Raw genomic sequence first — 15654 nt, forward strand, 5'->3', positions numbered from 1 at the left:
GCCCTTAGATTTGCAAGGGTTTATTACTTTGGGGAGCAACTTTCTCGGAATCCTGCCACTATCAGGTTCACTCAATTAAAATGCTTATTTATCAAATATGTCGCTATGAACGCACCATTAGCTTTGAACCAGTTGTTGGATGCTGAGGCGGTCTCCCCCCGTCTTCGCGAAATTCCCTACAACTACACCTCCTTTTCTGATCGAGAGATTGTGATTCGCCTATTGGGCGAGGAGTCATGGCGTGTTCTCAACAACTTGCGTGGCGTTCGCCGTACAGGTCGTTCCGCTCGCATGCTGTTTGAAATTCTGGGTGATATTTGGGTAGTTCAGCGCAACCCTTTCTTACAAGATGATTTGTTGGATAGTCCCAATCGCCGTAAACAATTAATCGATGCACTCTGGCATCGCTTGGGCGAAGTGAAGAAGCGCAATAGTGGCGATTCTGCTGACCAAGTAGAAATTCTATTAAGTGCCGCTTATCGCGCAATCGAAAATTTCGAAAACGGATTTAAAGAAGTTGAAGTGATTCGTAAGCGTGCTCGTAAAGAGTTAGGCCGCCACACCGCTGCAGACAATATTTGTTTTGATGGTGTTTCTCGTGCTGCTCACGTTACTGATGCAACAGACTGGCGTGTTGAGTTTCCACTCGTTGTTCTCAAGCCGGATTACGAATCTGAAATTCCTGGTTTAGTTAAAGCTTGTATTGAATTAGGTCTGACCATCATTCCTCGTGGAGGTGGTACTGGTTATACCGGTGGCGCTATTCCGCTGTATGCAATGTCTGCAGTGATTAACACTGAGAAGTTGCAAGATATTGGGGGCGTAAAAGCTAAAAAACTACCAGGGTTAGATCGCGAAGCATCTACCATCTTTACTGGCGCAGGTGTTGTGACCCGTCGCGTATCAGATGCTGCAGAGCATGCTGGGCTTGTGTTTGCTGTTGATCCTACTTCTGCCGATGCAAGCTGTATTGGCGGCAACATTGCCATGAATGCTGGTGGTAAGAAGGCGGTTCTTTGGGGAACTGCTTTAGACAACCTTGCGAGCTGGCGTATGGTTGATCCGCAAGGCAATTGGCTGGATGTCGAGCGTCTTGAACACAATATGGGCAAGATCCATGATGTGGCAACTGTCCGTTTTCAGCTGACTTGGTCTGATGGAAATAGTGAGCCTGGTCAGCGCATTCTGAAAACAGAAATATTAGAGGTTGAAGGCAGACGTTTCCGCAAAGAAGGTTTAGGTAAGGATGTTACTGATAAATTTTTATCAGGTTTGCCTGGCGTGCAAAAAGAAGGTTGCGATGGTTTGATTACTAGCGCAACTTGGGTATTGCATCGCATGCCTAAATTCATGCGCACAGTTTGCTTAGAGTTCTTTGGTCAAGCGCGTGAAGCTATTCCAAGTATTGTTGAGATCAAAGCTTACTTAGACGGCTTAAGTAAACAAGGCGGCCCAATCTTGGCCGGTCTTGAGCACTTGGACGATCGCTATTTAAGAGCAGTGGGTTATTCAACTAAATCGAAGCGCAATAGCCTACCAAAGATGGTGTTGATTGGCGACATTGCTGGCGATGATGAAGAGGCTGTTGCTGCAGCTACTAGTGAAGTAGTGCGAATGGCGAACTTACGCGTTGGCGAAGGCTTTGTTGCAGTCAGCGCTGAAGCCCGTAAGAAATTCTGGCTCGATCGTGCCCGCACAGCGGCGATTGCCCGTCATACCAATGCTTTTAAGATCAATGAAGACGTCGTGATTCCTTTGCCGCGTATGGGCGAGTACACCGACGGTATTGATCGCATCAATATTGAGCTCTCTCTCAAGAATAAGTTGCAAGTACTTGATGGTCTTGAGACTTTCTTGAAAAAGAGTGCATTACCGCTAGATAAGAGTGACGCTGAGTATGAAATTCCGACAGCAGAAATCTTGGGTGATCGTGTTCAGCAAGCTTTAGAGCTGATTGCCAAGGTGCGTGGACGTTGGGCTGAATGGCTCATTGAAATGGACTCTTATTTCCCGCGCCTACAGGATTACAGTCTGCGCGCCTCTTGGAAAGAGGAGGTGCGCTCTGAATTGCGCATCATCTTTGGCGGTTTAGCGTTTGAGCCGATTCTGGCGGAGCTAGAAGCAATTCACAAAAACGTGTTGCGTAAGCGTGTATTCGTCGCCTTACACATGCATGCTGGAGATGGCAACGTTCATACCAATATCCCGGTGAATTCGGATGACTACGAGATGTTGCAAGATGCGCATCGCGCCGTAGATCGAATCATGAAATTAGCCCGCTCACTAGACGGTGTGATTTCTGGTGAGCATGGTATTGGTATTACTAAATTAGAGTATTTAACTGAAGCTGAGCTCAAAGATTTCCGCAGCTATAAGAATCGCGTTGACCCAGAGGGCCGCTTTAATAAAGGCAAGTTGATGCCATATGCTGACCTGAGCATGGCATACACGCCAAGCTTTGGTCTGATGGGCCATGAGTCGATCATCATGCAGCAAAGCGATATTGGTGCGATTGCCGATAGCGTAAAAGATTGTTTACGTTGCGGTAAATGCAAGCCTGTTTGCTCAACCCATGTGCCGCGTGCCAACTTGCTTTACAGCCCGCGCGATAAAATCCTCGCAACCTCGTTATTGATTGAGGCCTTCCTATATGAAGAGCAAACTCGACGTGGTGTTTCGATTCGTCATTGGGAAATGTTTGATGATGTCGCAGCGCATTGCACGGTTTGCCATAAGTGCTTAACTCCATGCCCGGTCAATATCGACTTTGGTGATGTGACCATGAACATGCGTAATCTCTTGCGCAAGATGGGGCAGCAGCGCTTTAATCCTGGCACAGCAGCATCCATGTTCTTCTTGAATGCCACTAGCCCAGAATCGATTAATCTCGCTCGCAAGACGATGATTGGTTGGGGTTATAAGTTGCAACGCTTGGGCAATGATGTCTTGCGTAAGTTTGCAAAACAACAAACTGCCCATCCGCCTGCAACAGTAGGAAAGCCAAGCGTCAAGGAGCAGGTGATTTTCTTTGTAAATAAGAAGATGCCTGGCAATCTTCCTAAGAAAACAGCGCGTGCTTTGTTGGATATTGAGGATGCGAACTACGTTCCAATTATTCGTGATCCTAAGACAACTTCTGCAGACACTGAGGCAGTGTTTTACTTCCCAGGCTGTGGATCTGAGCGTTTGTTCTCTCAAGTTGGTCTAGCTACTCAAGCGATGTTGTGGAATGTTGGCGTTCAAACTGTTCTGCCACCAGGCTATCTCTGTTGCGGCTACCCACAGCGTGGTAATGGCGACTTTGATAAAGCAGAGAAGATGATCACGGATAACCGTGTGTTATTCCATCGAGTCGCCAATACTCTGAATTACTTAGATATCAAGACGGTTGTTGTTTCTTGTGGCACTTGTTATGACCAGTTAGCGGGCTACCAGTTCGAACAGATTTTCCCTGGCTGTCGCATTATTGATATCCATGAATTCTTGGCAGAGAAGGGCGTTAAGCTTTCTGGCGTAACGGGCGTGAAGTATATGTATCACGATCCTTGCCACTCCCCAATGAAGTTACAGGACCCTTTGAAGACTGTGAATGAGTTAATTCAACTCGAAGACGGTAAAGCAATTGCAAAGAATGATCGTTGCTGCGGTGAGTCTGGCACATTGGCTGTCACGCGCCCTGACATTTCTACTCAAGTGCGTTTCCGTAAACAGATTGAGATGGAAAAAGCTGCGACTGAATTGCGCAAAGATGATTTCACTGGCGAAGTCAAAGTATTAACCAGCTGCCCATCATGCTTACAAGGCCTGACACGTTTTGATGCAGATAGCGACACTACAGCCGATTACATCGTTGTTGAAATGGCTCAGAAGCTGCTTGGTAAAGACTGGATGCAGGACTATGTAGCTAAGGCTAACCAAGGTGGCATTGAGAGGGTCCTCGTTTAATGATTCCAAGCAATATCGTTGTGCATCAACAGTCCAAGGTATTGGAGCTCTCATATGAGAACAGCAATACCTATCGTTTGCCTTTTGAGTTGTTAAGGGTTTTATCTCCTTCCGCTGAAGTCCAAGGCCACGGTCCTGGGCAGGAAACATTGCAGACGGGCAAGCGTGATGTTTTGATTGCCAACATTGAACCTGTTGGGCACTATGCACTCAAACCCAGCTTTTCTGATGGGCACGACTCTGGCTTGTTTACATGGGATTATTTATTGTTTCTGTGCGAGAACCAGGAGCAGTTATGGAAAGAACATTTAGATAAATTGGCCGCTGCTGGCTTAGACCGCGATACACCGATGACGCAAGCAGGTAGTGCATCTGGCCATTCTTGTGGAAGTCACTAATGAGTAAAACGCACTTCGGGTATCAAAGTGTTGATGAGGCTGAAAAAGCCGGCAAGGTTGCTGAGGTATTTCATTCGGTAGCTAGCAAGTACGATGTGATGAATGACTTGATGTCATTCGGGCTGCATCGTGTTTGGAAAAAAGTGACGATTGCTCGCGCAAATGTTCGTCCTGGTCAAAAGATCTTGGATATTGCGGGCGGTACTGGCGATCTCGCCGCAGCTTTTGCAAAAGCTGCTGATTGGGGGCGCAACCCAGATGCTCAAGTTTGGTTAAGTGATATCAACGCTTCTATGTTGGGCGTTGGGCGTGATCGTCTATTGGATCGCGGTATGGCTTTGCCTTGTGTGCAGTTTGATGCCGAAAAAATTCCTTTTCCGAATAATCATTTTGACGTGGTGACTGTTGCTTTTGGCTTGCGTAACATGACGCATAAAGAGATCGCTTTAGGTGAAATGTGTCGCGTGATCAAACCCGGTGGCCGCGTTTTGGTGTTGGAATTCTCCAAGCCTGATGCCTTTTTGCAACCCGTTTATGACGCTTATTCATTTAAGGTTTTGCCTTGGTTGGGCGAAAAGATTGCGCAAGACTCGGAAAGCTATCGCTATCTAGCAGAATCTATTCGTATGCATCCTGATGCAGAAACCCTCAAAGAAATGATGCTGGGGGTTGGTTTTGATGAAGTGGAAACCCACAGGATGACTGGGGGTATCGTTGCCTTACATATTGGTATTAAATACTAACAGTCGTATAGTTTTTAAAGTCTTAAAAACTAAAGAAGTTGAGTAGTTATCTGAAGGGGTAGACATAAAAATGAATAAACATTTTTTTAAAGCAGTTCTCTTGAGTTTTACTTTGATTATTGCAATGGTTGGTCAGGTTGATGCTGCTCGCTTAGGCGGCGGAAGAAGTCTTGGTCGAGCCCCAAGTGCGCCAATGCAACGTCAGGCTGCACCTGTGCAAAAGCCGGTTCAGCAAGCGCAACCGACTACTCCAGCCCCAGCTCCTCAAGCACCTGCGCCTAGTCGTTTTGGTGGCATGGGTGGTATTTTGGGTGGCTTAGCTGCGGGCCTCGGAATTGGTTACCTCTTATCGCATTTTGGTTTAGGTGAAGCAGCTTCTTCATTGATTACTGGTTTGCTGATTGCAATGTTGGCCGGCTTTGTCATTATGTTTGTGATTCGTAGATTATTGCCAGCGATGTCTGGTGCTGGTCAAAACTCAAATGCGCCATCACAAGGCATGCAGCGCAATAGCGTTGAGATGCCAAGACAAGAACCTGCCTTCACTCCTGCTGCAAATGCATTCGGTGGGGTGAGTGCAGAGCCTGAGGTATTTCAGTCAACTTTGCCCCCTGGTTTCGATCAGCAAACATTTTTGGAAAATGCAAAACAATATTTTGTAACTTTGCAAAAAGCTTGGGATCAAGGCGATCTCGCGTCCTTACGTGAATTTACAACCCCCGACATGTTTGCCACGATTCAGCAAGATTTGGCGGGTAGAACTGATGGCAGCAATCAAACCGATGTTGTGACCATTAATGCTCAGCTCTTGGGGGTTGAGACAGCAGATGCCCACTATTTCTGTAGCGTTCAGTTCAGCGGCATGATTCGTGAGCAGCAGGGCGCTCCAGCTAGCGACTTCTCCGAAATCTGGAATTTAAGTAAGCCTGTGGAAGGTCCTGGCGGCTGGGTACTGGCGGGTATCTCCCAGTTGGTTTAAGCTTTAGGTACTTTCCGTCGGAAAACCCGCACTAGTGCGGGTTTTTTACACTCATGAACAGACATTTTTCGACTACCCATACGATTGCTTCTGGCGCAGCCTGCCGGGGGATTAATCACGTGTTGGGTAGCGAGCCTTGGGCGTCTGCTGAATTGGCTCGCCATGCCAACAAAACAATATTGTTACAACTTCCGCTAGGTAATCTGTGTTTTGAGATCAAGCCAGATGGTTTATTGGCTAGCTTAAAAGAGATTGAGGCGCCTTCGCTCACTTTAGAGGTTTCTGCCAAGGCATTGAGCGACTTGGCAGGCAGTACTGGTTCTTTGCGAGAGCAAGCTTTCAAAGCAGTCAAAATTACTGGTGATGCAGACTTAGCCCAATTATTGGGTCGTCTTGCTGGTCAGCTGCGCTGGGAATACGAGGAAGATTTAGCTCGCCTAGTAGGAGATGCGCCTGCAAACTTTGCAGTAAGGCAGGGTAAACAGTTTGTGTCCGCCACGCGCTCTGCTGCAATGGATTTGCTGGACAATGTAGTGGAGTATGTCAGCGAAGAAAAGAAAGTACTTTTAAATAAGCGAGACTTTATGGTGCGTAAATCCGAATTAAGTGATTTGCGCGAGTCTGTAGATCGTATGGAAAAACGTATTCAACTTCTAGAGCAAAAGGCTAAATAAATCGTGCGTCGAATTGCTCGTCTCTTTTTCATTTTCTTTACCGCATGGCGTTATGGTTTATTGCCACTTCTTCGCGATCTTCTAAAGCCGGGCATTCGTCGCGGATTTTTAACAATGCTTTGTTGGGTGTCTCCGGGCAGTCATCTGCCTAGAGGTGAGCGTATTCGATTAACGCTCGAGGCACTAGGTCCTATTTTTGTGAAGTTTGGTCAGGTGCTCTCTACGCGTCGCGATTTATTGCCAGAAGATATTGCCAATGAGTTGGCTAAATTACAAGATCAGGTGCCACCATTCTCAAACGAAGAATCTCGTCGCTTGATTGAAGCAGATCTAGGTCAACCAATTGAAGAAGTGTTTATTAGTTTTGATGCAACGCCTATTGCTAGCGCTTCAGTGGCGCAGGTGCACTTCGGAGTCTTGCGTGGCACAGATAAGCATCCTGAATGGGAGGGTCGTTCAGTAGCCATTAAAGTCTTGCGCCCCGGGATTCTGCCAGTGATTGAGGGTGATTTGGCTTTGATGTACGACTTAGCCAAAGTGATTGAAAAAAGCTCCGAAGATGGCCGTCGTTTAAAGCCGCGTGAGAACGTTTCGGAGTTTGATACTTATTTGCATGATGAGCTTGATCTCATGCGCGAAGCCGCTAATGCGAGTCAGCTACGTAGGCAGTTTGCGGATTCGAATAAGTTAATGATTCCGGAGATGTGCTGGGATTTATGTCACACCAATGTGATTGTCATGGAGAGGATGTATGGCATCTCGATTGGTAAGACGGCGGCACTCAGGGAGGCAGGAGTTGACTTTAAGAAGTTGGCTTCAGATGGCGTAGAAATATTCTTTACTCAAGTATTTGAGTATGGCTTCTTCCATGCGGATATGCATCCCGGTAACATCATGATTAGCTTAGAGCCAGAAACATTTGGCCGTTTCATTTCTCTAGATTTTGGAATCGTCGGCGCGTTAAGTGAATCTGATAAAAATTATTTAGCCTTGAATTTCTTGGCATTCTTTAATCGCGATTACCGTCGCGTTGCTGAGTTACACATCGAATCAGGTTGGGTTCCAGCGAATACCCGCGTTGAAGAATTAGAGGGTGCGGTACGTTCAGTTTGCGAACCGTATTTCGATCGTCCTCTGAAAGAAATTTCCTTGGGCATCGTGCTGATGCGTTTGTTCCAGACCTCCCGTCGTTTTAAGGTGGAAATCCAGCCGCAGCTCACTTTGCTACAAAAAACCCTCTTGAATGTTGAAGGTCTGGCCCGTCAGTTGGATCCTGATCTAGACCTTTGGAAAACGGCTAAGCCGATTCTGGAAAAATGGGTAAGCAAGCAGTTGGGGTGGCGTGGTCTCATTGATGGCATTAAAGAAGAGGCGCCTACTTGGGCCAAAATTCTGCCAACATTGCCCCGTTTGATTGCGGATAGCCTAGCGAAGGCCCGTTCCCCCATCAAAGACCAAAATGGGGAATTAGAGGTCTTAAAGGCGCTTTTATTACAAGAAAGACGTACACACCGCCTGTTGGCGGGTGCTTTACTCTTTGCCGGTGGGTTTTTGGCTGGAATTTTGATCATCAGCCTAGGTATTTATTAGTCTCTCGCTGATTGGCTCCTAACCCGCTAAAATAGCGGGTTAGGCAGAACACATGAAAAAATACTTTATTGCTGGCATCCTCGTTTGGGCACCATTGTCGATCACCATTTGGGTGATTGCTTGGGGCTTGGGTCTGCTCGACGGTGTTTTTGGCTCTGTAATGCACGCCATTATTGTGGTTCTCCCTGAAGATGCTGCGAGAGATTTGCAGCATTTCCGCGATCTCCCAGGCGTTGGAATATTGATTGTGATTGTGGTCATCCTACTCACTGGATTGACTGCGATTAATTTTGCAGGACAGTGGTGGTTAAAGGTCTGGGATAAATTTGTTAATCGCATACCGATTGTTCGTTCCATTTATTCCAGCGTTCAGCAAGTCTCATCGACTTTATTTTCTGGAAGTGGACAGGCTTTTAGCAAAGCCTTGTTGATTCGCTATCCCCATGCGGATTCTTGGGTAATCGCTTTTCAAACTGGTATCCCAGCAAAAGAAGTGACTGCCAAATTGGGTGAAGACTACGTTAACGTATTTTTGCCTACAACCCCAAATCCAACCTCTGGTTTTTTCATGATCGTGCCACGAGCACAAACGATTGAATTAGAGATGAGTGTGGAAGAGGCTCTGAAACATATTGTTTCAATGGGCTCTGTTCCTCCCAATAGTTCTAGTGGCTTAACTGCATCCCAGTTGCCACGCCATTTTTGATTTATAGGAAATTGTTATGTCAATGCGAAGCCATACCTGCGGCCAGGTAACTGATTCACTGATTGGTCAAGAAGTCACTCTTGCTGGATGGGTTAATCGCCGTCGTGACCACGGAGGCGTGATCTTTATTGACTTGCGTGACCGCGAAGGTTTTGTGCAGGTTGTTTGCGATCCTGATCGCCCAGAGATGTTTGCTCTTGCTGAGCAAGTTCGTAGCGAGTTCTGTATTCAAATTAAAGGCCTTGTACGTGCACGTCCTGCCGGCACTGAGAACACGGATTTGGTTAGTGGAAAAGTAGAGATCCTCTGCCATAGCTTGGTGATTCTGAATGCTTCTGTAACTCCGCCATTCCAGATTGATGATGAGAATTTGTCAGAGACTACTCGATTGACTCATCGTGTATTAGATTTGCGTCGCCCACAAATGCAAAAGAATTTACGTTTGCGTTACAACGTGGCAATGGAGTGTCGTCGCTATTTGGATGATGCTGGCTTTATCGATATCGAAACACCGATGCTCACTAAGAGTACCCCAGAAGGCGCGCGCGATTATTTAGTACCATCCCGTGTACATGACGGTCAGTTCTTTGCATTGCCACAATCTCCACAACTGTTTAAACAATTGTTAATGGTCGCTGGCTTTGATCGTTACTACCAAATCACTAAGTGTTTCCGTGACGAAGATTTGCGCGCAGATCGTCAACCTGAATTTACCCAGATCGACTGTGAAACTGCTTTCTTAAGTGAGTTAGAAATTCGTGATTTGTTTGAAAACATGATTCGTCATATTTTCAAGAAGACGATGAATGTTGAGTTGCCTAATCCATTCCCAACCATGCCTTACTCAGAAGGTATGGCGCGTTTTGGCTCTGATAAGCCAGATTTACGTGTGAACTTTGAATTCACCGAATTGACCGATTTAATGAAAGACGTTGATTTCAAGGTGTTCTCGGGTGCTGCGAATCAGGTTGGTGGCCGTGTTGTGGGCTTGTGCGTTCCTGGCGGCGCTGAAATTAGCCGCAGTGAAATCGATGACTACACTCAGTTCGTCAGTATTTATGGCGCTAAAGGCTTGGCTTGGATTAAGGTGAATTCTGTTGCTGAAGGCCGCAATGGTTTGCAGTCACCAATCGTGAAGAATTTGCATGATACAGCGATCGAGGGCATCTTGAAGCGCACCGGTGCAAAAGATGGCGACATTATTTTCTTTGGTGCCGATAAAGAAAAAGTAGTAAACGATGCGATTGGTAATTTACGTTTACGCATTGGTCAGTCTGCTTGGGGTAAAGCCCATGGTCTCTTTACAGAAGGTTGGAAACCATTGTGGGTAGTGGATTTCCCAATGTTTGACTACGATGAAGGTGAAGCCCGTTGGGTTGCCTGCCATCATCCGTTTACCAGTCCTAAAGATGAACACATGAAGTATCTGGAGTCTGATCCAGGTAAGTGCTTGGCAAAAGCGTATGACATGGTATTGAACGGTAGTGAAATTGGTGGCGGATCAGTCCGTATTCACCAAGAGGCGGTTCAAAGCCAGGTATTCCGTGCATTAAAAATTGATGCGGAAGAAGCACAAGCAAAGTTTGGTTTCTTGTTGGATGCACTTCAGTATGGCGCGCCTCCTCACGGTGGTATCGCATTCGGTCTGGATCGCATCGTAACTATGATGACTGGTGCAGAATCCATTCGTGATGTGATTGCCTTCCCTAAAACACAACGTGCTCAATGCTTGTTAACTCAGGCTCCAAGCCCAGTGGACGAGCGTCAGTTGCGTGAGTTGCATATTCGTTTGCGTCAAGCGACTCCTGCCGCTTAAAGTAATTTAATTAGTTCCCACTTTGAAAATCCCTATTTCGGTTTTAGTCGTTATCTACAAATCGAATAGGGATGTTTTATTAATAGAGCGCGCTGACCGCTCTGACTTTTGGCAATCCGTTACTGGAAGTCTTGATGCTCTCGATGAGGATCTGGCCTTTGCAGCTATCCGAGAAGTATTTGAAGAGACGGGCATTGCGGTGGATCGCCTACCAAAAAATGCATTACAAAACCTGCATCATCAAATCGAGTATGAAATCTATCCTGAGTGGCGCTTTCGCTATGCCCCAGGTGTTACCCGGAATATCGAGCACTGGTTTGCGCTAGAAGTTCCAGAGAGCACCCCAGTTACACTTGCCCCTAGAGAGCATGTTGCGTTTGAGTGGCTACCTTATGAAGAGGCCGCTAAGAAATGTTTTTCTCGCAGCAATGGCGAGGCTATTCTGAAATTGTTTGCTGCGAACTAAGCCTAGTCAAATAGTGAATTAGGAATAAGATAGAGCGATGAGACATTCATCAGGACATCATCACGGTAACGCAGATTTAAAAACACCAGGGCGCGGTGATTGGCGCGTCATTCGCGATCTTCTTCCCTATCTTTTGGAGTACCGCTTTCGGGTAATCATTGCCCTGAGCTGCCTGATTGCTGCTAAGGTAGTTAATCTGGGCATTCCAATTGTGATGAAAGAGTTAATTGACTCTTTGGACATCAAAGCAAGTTCTCCCCAGGCCCTTTTAGTTGTTCCCTTGGGAATTATTCTGGCCTATGGCTTATTAAGAGTTTCCGCATCCTTGTTTACAGAGTTGCGTGAAGCTTTATTTGCTAAGGTTACCCAGAATGCAGTTCGTAAAGTAGCGCTTCAGGTATTTGAGCACTTGCATTCACTTGCGCTGAGCTTTCATCTAGCCCGTCAGACGGGTGGCGTGAGTCGAGATATCGAGCGCGGTACACGCGGTATTCAGTCACTGATTTCTTACTCGCTCTATAGCATCTTGCCAACAGTAATTGAGTTTTGTTTGGTGTTGGGCTACCTTGCCTATTCATACGATATTTGGTTTGCTGCAATTACATTTACAGCCTTAGTCCTCTATATTGTTTTTACGGTGATGGTTACTGAGTGGCGTACCCATTACCGCCGCACCATGAATGATATGGATTCAAAAGCCAATCAAAAGGCCATTGACTCCCTCTTGAATTTTGAAACTGTGAAATATTTTGGTAACGAGGCCTTTGAGGCCAGACGTTACGATGAAAACCTGCTGCGTTATCAATCTGCGGCAGTGAAGTCACAAAAGACCTTAGCCGTTTTAAATCTTGGTCAGCAGATCATTATTGCTACTGGCTTAATGTTGATTCTGTGGCGCGCTACTGTCGGCGTTGTCAATGGCACGATGACTTTGGGCGATCTGGTCCTGGTAAATACCTTAATGATTCAGCTCTATATTCCGCTGAACTTCTTGGGGGTCATATATCGTGAAATTAAGCAGTCATTGACTGATATGGATCGGATGTTTTCTCTGTTGAATACCGATAAAGAGATTGCTGATTCTCCAGAAGCAAGGCCGCTGCAAGTTCATGACCAAGGACATGGCCCGGATGTAAAGTTTGAACATGTATCGTTTCACTATGATGCCAAGCGTGAAATTCTGCGTGATGTCAGCTTCAATATTCCTGCTGGAACCATTACGGCGGTAGTGGGTCAAAGTGGCGCAGGTAAAAGTACTCTCGCCAGATTGCTATTCCGTTTTTATGATGTGCAGTCAGGAGAAATTCTGATCGCTGGACAGAATATTCAAGATGTGACGCAGTCTAGCTTGCGTAAGGCAATCGGCATCGTTCCGCAAGATACCGTTTTATTCAATGACACGATTGGTTACAACATTGCCTATGGCGATCCTTCGGCAACGATTGAAGAGGTGCAAGAGGCGGCTAGGGCAGCTCAAATCGATAGCTTTATTAAGCGCTTGCCAGACGGTTATGACACTCAGGTCGGCGAGAGGGGTTTAAAGCTATCTGGGGGCGAGAAGCAACGCGTGGCGATTGCGAGAACCCTTCTCAAGAAACCAGCCATGTTGATTTTTGATGAAGCAACTTCAGCTCTAGACTCCAAAACAGAACGCGCTTTTCAGGAAGAGCTACTCAGTTTGGCCAAGAACCGTACGACGCTCATCATTGCTCATCGACTATCTACCATTATTCATGCGGATCAAATTTTAGTAATGGACCGTGGTCAGATTGTGGAGCGAGGAACTCACGAAGAGTTGCTTGCAGCTCAAGGAAGATACGCGGAGATGTGGCAGATGCAAGAGCGTGCGACTGTTGATTAAAATAGCTGGATGATTCAAAAAATTTCTTCTCCCTCTATGGCAGCAAGTAAAGAAGTAATTCTTAAAAACACTTTTTCTGCTGCAGTGGCAGTTGCTGATCCACAGGTCATTGTTCCCCAGTATTTAGCAAAAATATTTCCAGTCGAGCAAGAGCCTAAGGGTAAATGTTTGGTGGTGGGTGCGGGCAAGGCTAGCGCTTCGATGGCTAGTGCATTAGAGGCTCATGCAGGAGTACATTGGCCGCACGCGAAATTGGAAGGTGTTGTTCTCACTCGTTATGGTCATAGTTCACCAACCACCCATATCAAAATTATTGAGGCGGGCCATCCTGTGCCCGATCAGGCTGGCATGGATGGGGCTAAAGAAGTTTTTGCCTTAGCCAATCAATTGGAAAAAGGCGACGTATTGATCGCCTTAGTCTCTGGTGGTGGATCAAGCCTTCTTACCTTGCCGCAAGAGGGTATCTCGATTGATGACATGCGCAAGACCACTGAAGCGCTCTTGCGTAGTGGTGCGCCTATTGAAGAAATGAATGTGGTGCGTAAACATTTATCTGCAATCTTGGGTGGCAATTTAGCTAGAGTAGCTATTGCCCATGGCGCACGAGTAGAGGCTTTATTAATTTCTGATGTTACAGGTGACTCGCCAGCGGATATTGCTAGCGGCCCGTGTGCTGCAGACTATTCAACGTATTTAGATGCGCTCAATATTTTGCAAAAATATGAATTGGATGATTCGGTTATTCCCGCATCAGTATTGAAACATCTCAAACAAGGTTTGGCTGGTGAAAAGCCAGAGACTCTAAAAGATTCTGATTTAATCTCCGCCCAAGTGGCCAATCATGTGATTGCAACTGCTTATAAAAGTTTAGAGGCTGCCGCTGACTATGTGCGCACGCAGGGTTATGAACCCATTGTTTTGGGGGACACTATTACTGGTGAGGCGCAAGAAGTGGGTGTGGAGCAGGCTGCGTTAGCTCGTGAATACATGGCCAAGGGAATTACTAAGCCGCTTGCCTTCATTTCAGGTGGTGAATGTACCGTTACTATTCCAGCAGGCGTTAAAGGCCGTGGTGGTCGTTGCAGTGAATATCTACTCTCACTTTTGGCTGCTAGCTCTGATCTGCCAAGAATGGCTGCCTTGGCTGCGGATACCGATGGAATAGACGGCAGCGAAAAGAACGCTGGTGCCTGGTTTGATAGCGCCGTGCGCCAAGCTGGCCATACTGCAGGCCTGGCGCCAGAGAAATTCTTATCAGCACATGATTGCTATGGCTTCTTTGCAGAATTGGGCGCTTTAGTGGAAACTGGCCCTACACTTACCAATGTGAATGATTTCCGCATCATCTTGCTCGATAAATAATATGTCTAATAGCCCTACGCAAATTCAACTGATTCAGCCAGACGATTGGCATTTACACATTCGTGATGGTGAAGTGATGAAGGATGTGTTGGCAGATACTGCGCGTCAATTTGCGCGCGCTATCATCATGCCTAATCTCAAGCCACCAGTGACTACTGTGGATTTGGCTAAGGCCTATCAATCTCGCATTGAATCGAATTTAAAGTCTCTAGGTGTCAGTGACTTCACGCCTTTGATGACTTTATATCTGACTGACAATACTTCTGCAGATGAAGTTCGTAAGGCTAAGGCTGAAGGTATTGCAGCATTCAAACTGTACCCCGCTGGCGCTACGACGAACAGTGATGCTGGTGTTAGTGATCTTCAACATTGCCATTCGGCATTAGAAGCGATGCAGGCTGTTGGTGTGCCGCTTTTAGTGCATGGTGAAGTAACCAGCTCTGAAATTGATATCTTTGATCGTGAGGCGGTCTTTATTGATGAGGTGTTAGAGCCTCTACGCAAAAAATTTCCTGAGCTCAAAATTGTTTTTGAACACATCACTACTAAGCAGGCGGCCCATTATGTGCGTGATGCAGCGACGGATGGAAGGAATACGATTGCCGCCACGATTACTCCGCAGCATTTGCTCATGAATCGCAATGCTATTTTTGCTGGCGGCATTCGTCCACACAATTATTGCTTACCTGTGCTTAAGCGTGAAGATCACCGCGTTGCTCTTCTAGAAGCCGCTACTAGCGGAAACTCTCGTTTCTTCTTAGGCACTGATAGTGCGCCTCATGCTAAGGGTGCCAAAGAGGCGGCTTGTGGCTGTGCGGGTTGCTATAGCGCTTTTAATGCTTTAGGTTTATATGCCGAGGCATTTGAGAGTGTTGGCAAGCTGGATAAGTTAGAAGGCTTTGCTAGTTTCTTTGGCCCTGATTTTTATTCTCTGTCACGCAATAGCAGAAAAATTACTCTGGTAAAACAAGCGCAAAGTATCCCTGCTGAATTGCCATTGGGTGATGCCACTATCGTTCCGCTGCGTGCTGGCGAAACCATCGCCTGGTCACTCGTTTAAAAAACACGAATCATTACTTTCTTAGCCAAATTGGCCCGACTGCGTTAGACTGCA

The 15654-nt window shown here is 46.5% G+C and carries 12 protein-coding genes; all 12 read left to right on the forward strand.

Annotated elements, in window-relative coordinates; all coding sequences use genetic code 11:
* Positions 1-105: 105 nt before the first annotated feature.
* The 12 genes from VC159_RS01600 to pyrC all read left to right on the forward strand — a co-directional run bounded on the left by VC159_RS01600 (position 106) and on the right by pyrC (position 15600).
* A complete protein-coding gene (locus VC159_RS01600; protein ID WP_323472500.1) occupies positions 106-3945 on the forward strand; it encodes an FAD/FMN-binding oxidoreductase in 3840 nt (1279 codons plus the stop codon).
* The gene (locus VC159_RS01605) at positions 3945-4343 is read left to right on the forward strand and encodes a gamma-butyrobetaine hydroxylase-like domain-containing protein (protein ID WP_216265689.1); all 399 of its coding nucleotides are present in this window, start codon (positions 3945-3947) and stop codon (positions 4341-4343) included. Before VC159_RS01600 ends, VC159_RS01605 begins: the two co-directional genes overlap by 1 nt.
* Positions 4343-5086, forward strand: coding sequence for a bifunctional demethylmenaquinone methyltransferase/2-methoxy-6-polyprenyl-1,4-benzoquinol methylase UbiE (gene ubiE / locus VC159_RS01610; RefSeq protein ID WP_323472501.1), 744 nt, complete (start codon positions 4343-4345; stop codon positions 5084-5086). The genes VC159_RS01605 and ubiE overlap by 1 nt, the downstream gene beginning before the upstream one ends.
* Positions 5087-5156: 70 nt before the next feature.
* On the forward strand, positions 5157-6065 hold the full coding sequence (locus VC159_RS01615) for a Tim44-like domain-containing protein (protein WP_323472502.1): 909 nt from the start codon (positions 5157-5159) through the stop codon (positions 6063-6065).
* Positions 6066-6118: 53 nt separating this feature from the next.
* The gene (locus VC159_RS01620) at positions 6119-6739 is read left to right on the forward strand and encodes a ubiquinone biosynthesis accessory factor UbiJ (protein ID WP_323472503.1); all 621 of its coding nucleotides are present in this window, start codon (positions 6119-6121) and stop codon (positions 6737-6739) included.
* Positions 6740-6742: 3 nt separating this feature from the next.
* Positions 6743-8329 (forward strand): ubiquinone biosynthesis regulatory protein kinase UbiB, encoded by a 1587-nt coding sequence (gene ubiB / locus VC159_RS01625; RefSeq protein WP_323472504.1) that lies wholly within the window; start codon positions 6743-6745, stop codon positions 8327-8329.
* Between the two features lie 52 nt (positions 8330-8381).
* Complete coding sequence (locus VC159_RS01630; RefSeq protein ID WP_215358654.1) at positions 8382-9035, forward strand: DUF502 domain-containing protein; 654 nt, start codon at positions 8382-8384, stop codon at positions 9033-9035.
* Between the two features lie 16 nt (positions 9036-9051).
* Entirely contained in the window at positions 9052-10851 is a 1800-nt protein-coding gene (aspS, locus tag VC159_RS01635) for an aspartate--tRNA ligase (RefSeq protein ID WP_323472505.1), read from the forward strand.
* A gap of 22 nt (positions 10852-10873) precedes the next feature.
* Positions 10874-11317, forward strand: coding sequence for a dihydroneopterin triphosphate diphosphatase (nudB, locus tag VC159_RS01640; protein ID WP_323472506.1), 444 nt, complete (start codon positions 10874-10876; stop codon positions 11315-11317).
* A gap of 37 nt (positions 11318-11354) precedes the next feature.
* A complete protein-coding gene (locus tag VC159_RS01645; protein ID WP_323472507.1) occupies positions 11355-13178 on the forward strand; it encodes an ABC transporter ATP-binding protein/permease in 1824 nt (607 codons plus the stop codon).
* A 9-nt stretch (positions 13179-13187) separates the two neighbouring features.
* Positions 13188-14540 carry a glycerate kinase gene (locus VC159_RS01650; protein WP_323472508.1) on the forward strand — a complete coding sequence of 451 codons (1353 nt, stop codon included), beginning with the start codon at positions 13188-13190 and terminating at the stop codon, positions 14538-14540.
* Between the two features lies 1 nt (position 14541).
* Entirely contained in the window at positions 14542-15600 is a 1059-nt protein-coding gene (gene pyrC, locus VC159_RS01655) for a dihydroorotase (protein WP_323472509.1), read from the forward strand.
* Positions 15601-15654 lie beyond the last annotated feature (54 nt).

The sequence above is a fragment of the Polynucleobacter sp. JS-JIR-II-c23 genome, from assembly GCF_035011225.1.
GTDB lineage: Bacteria > Pseudomonadota > Gammaproteobacteria > Burkholderiales > Burkholderiaceae > Polynucleobacter.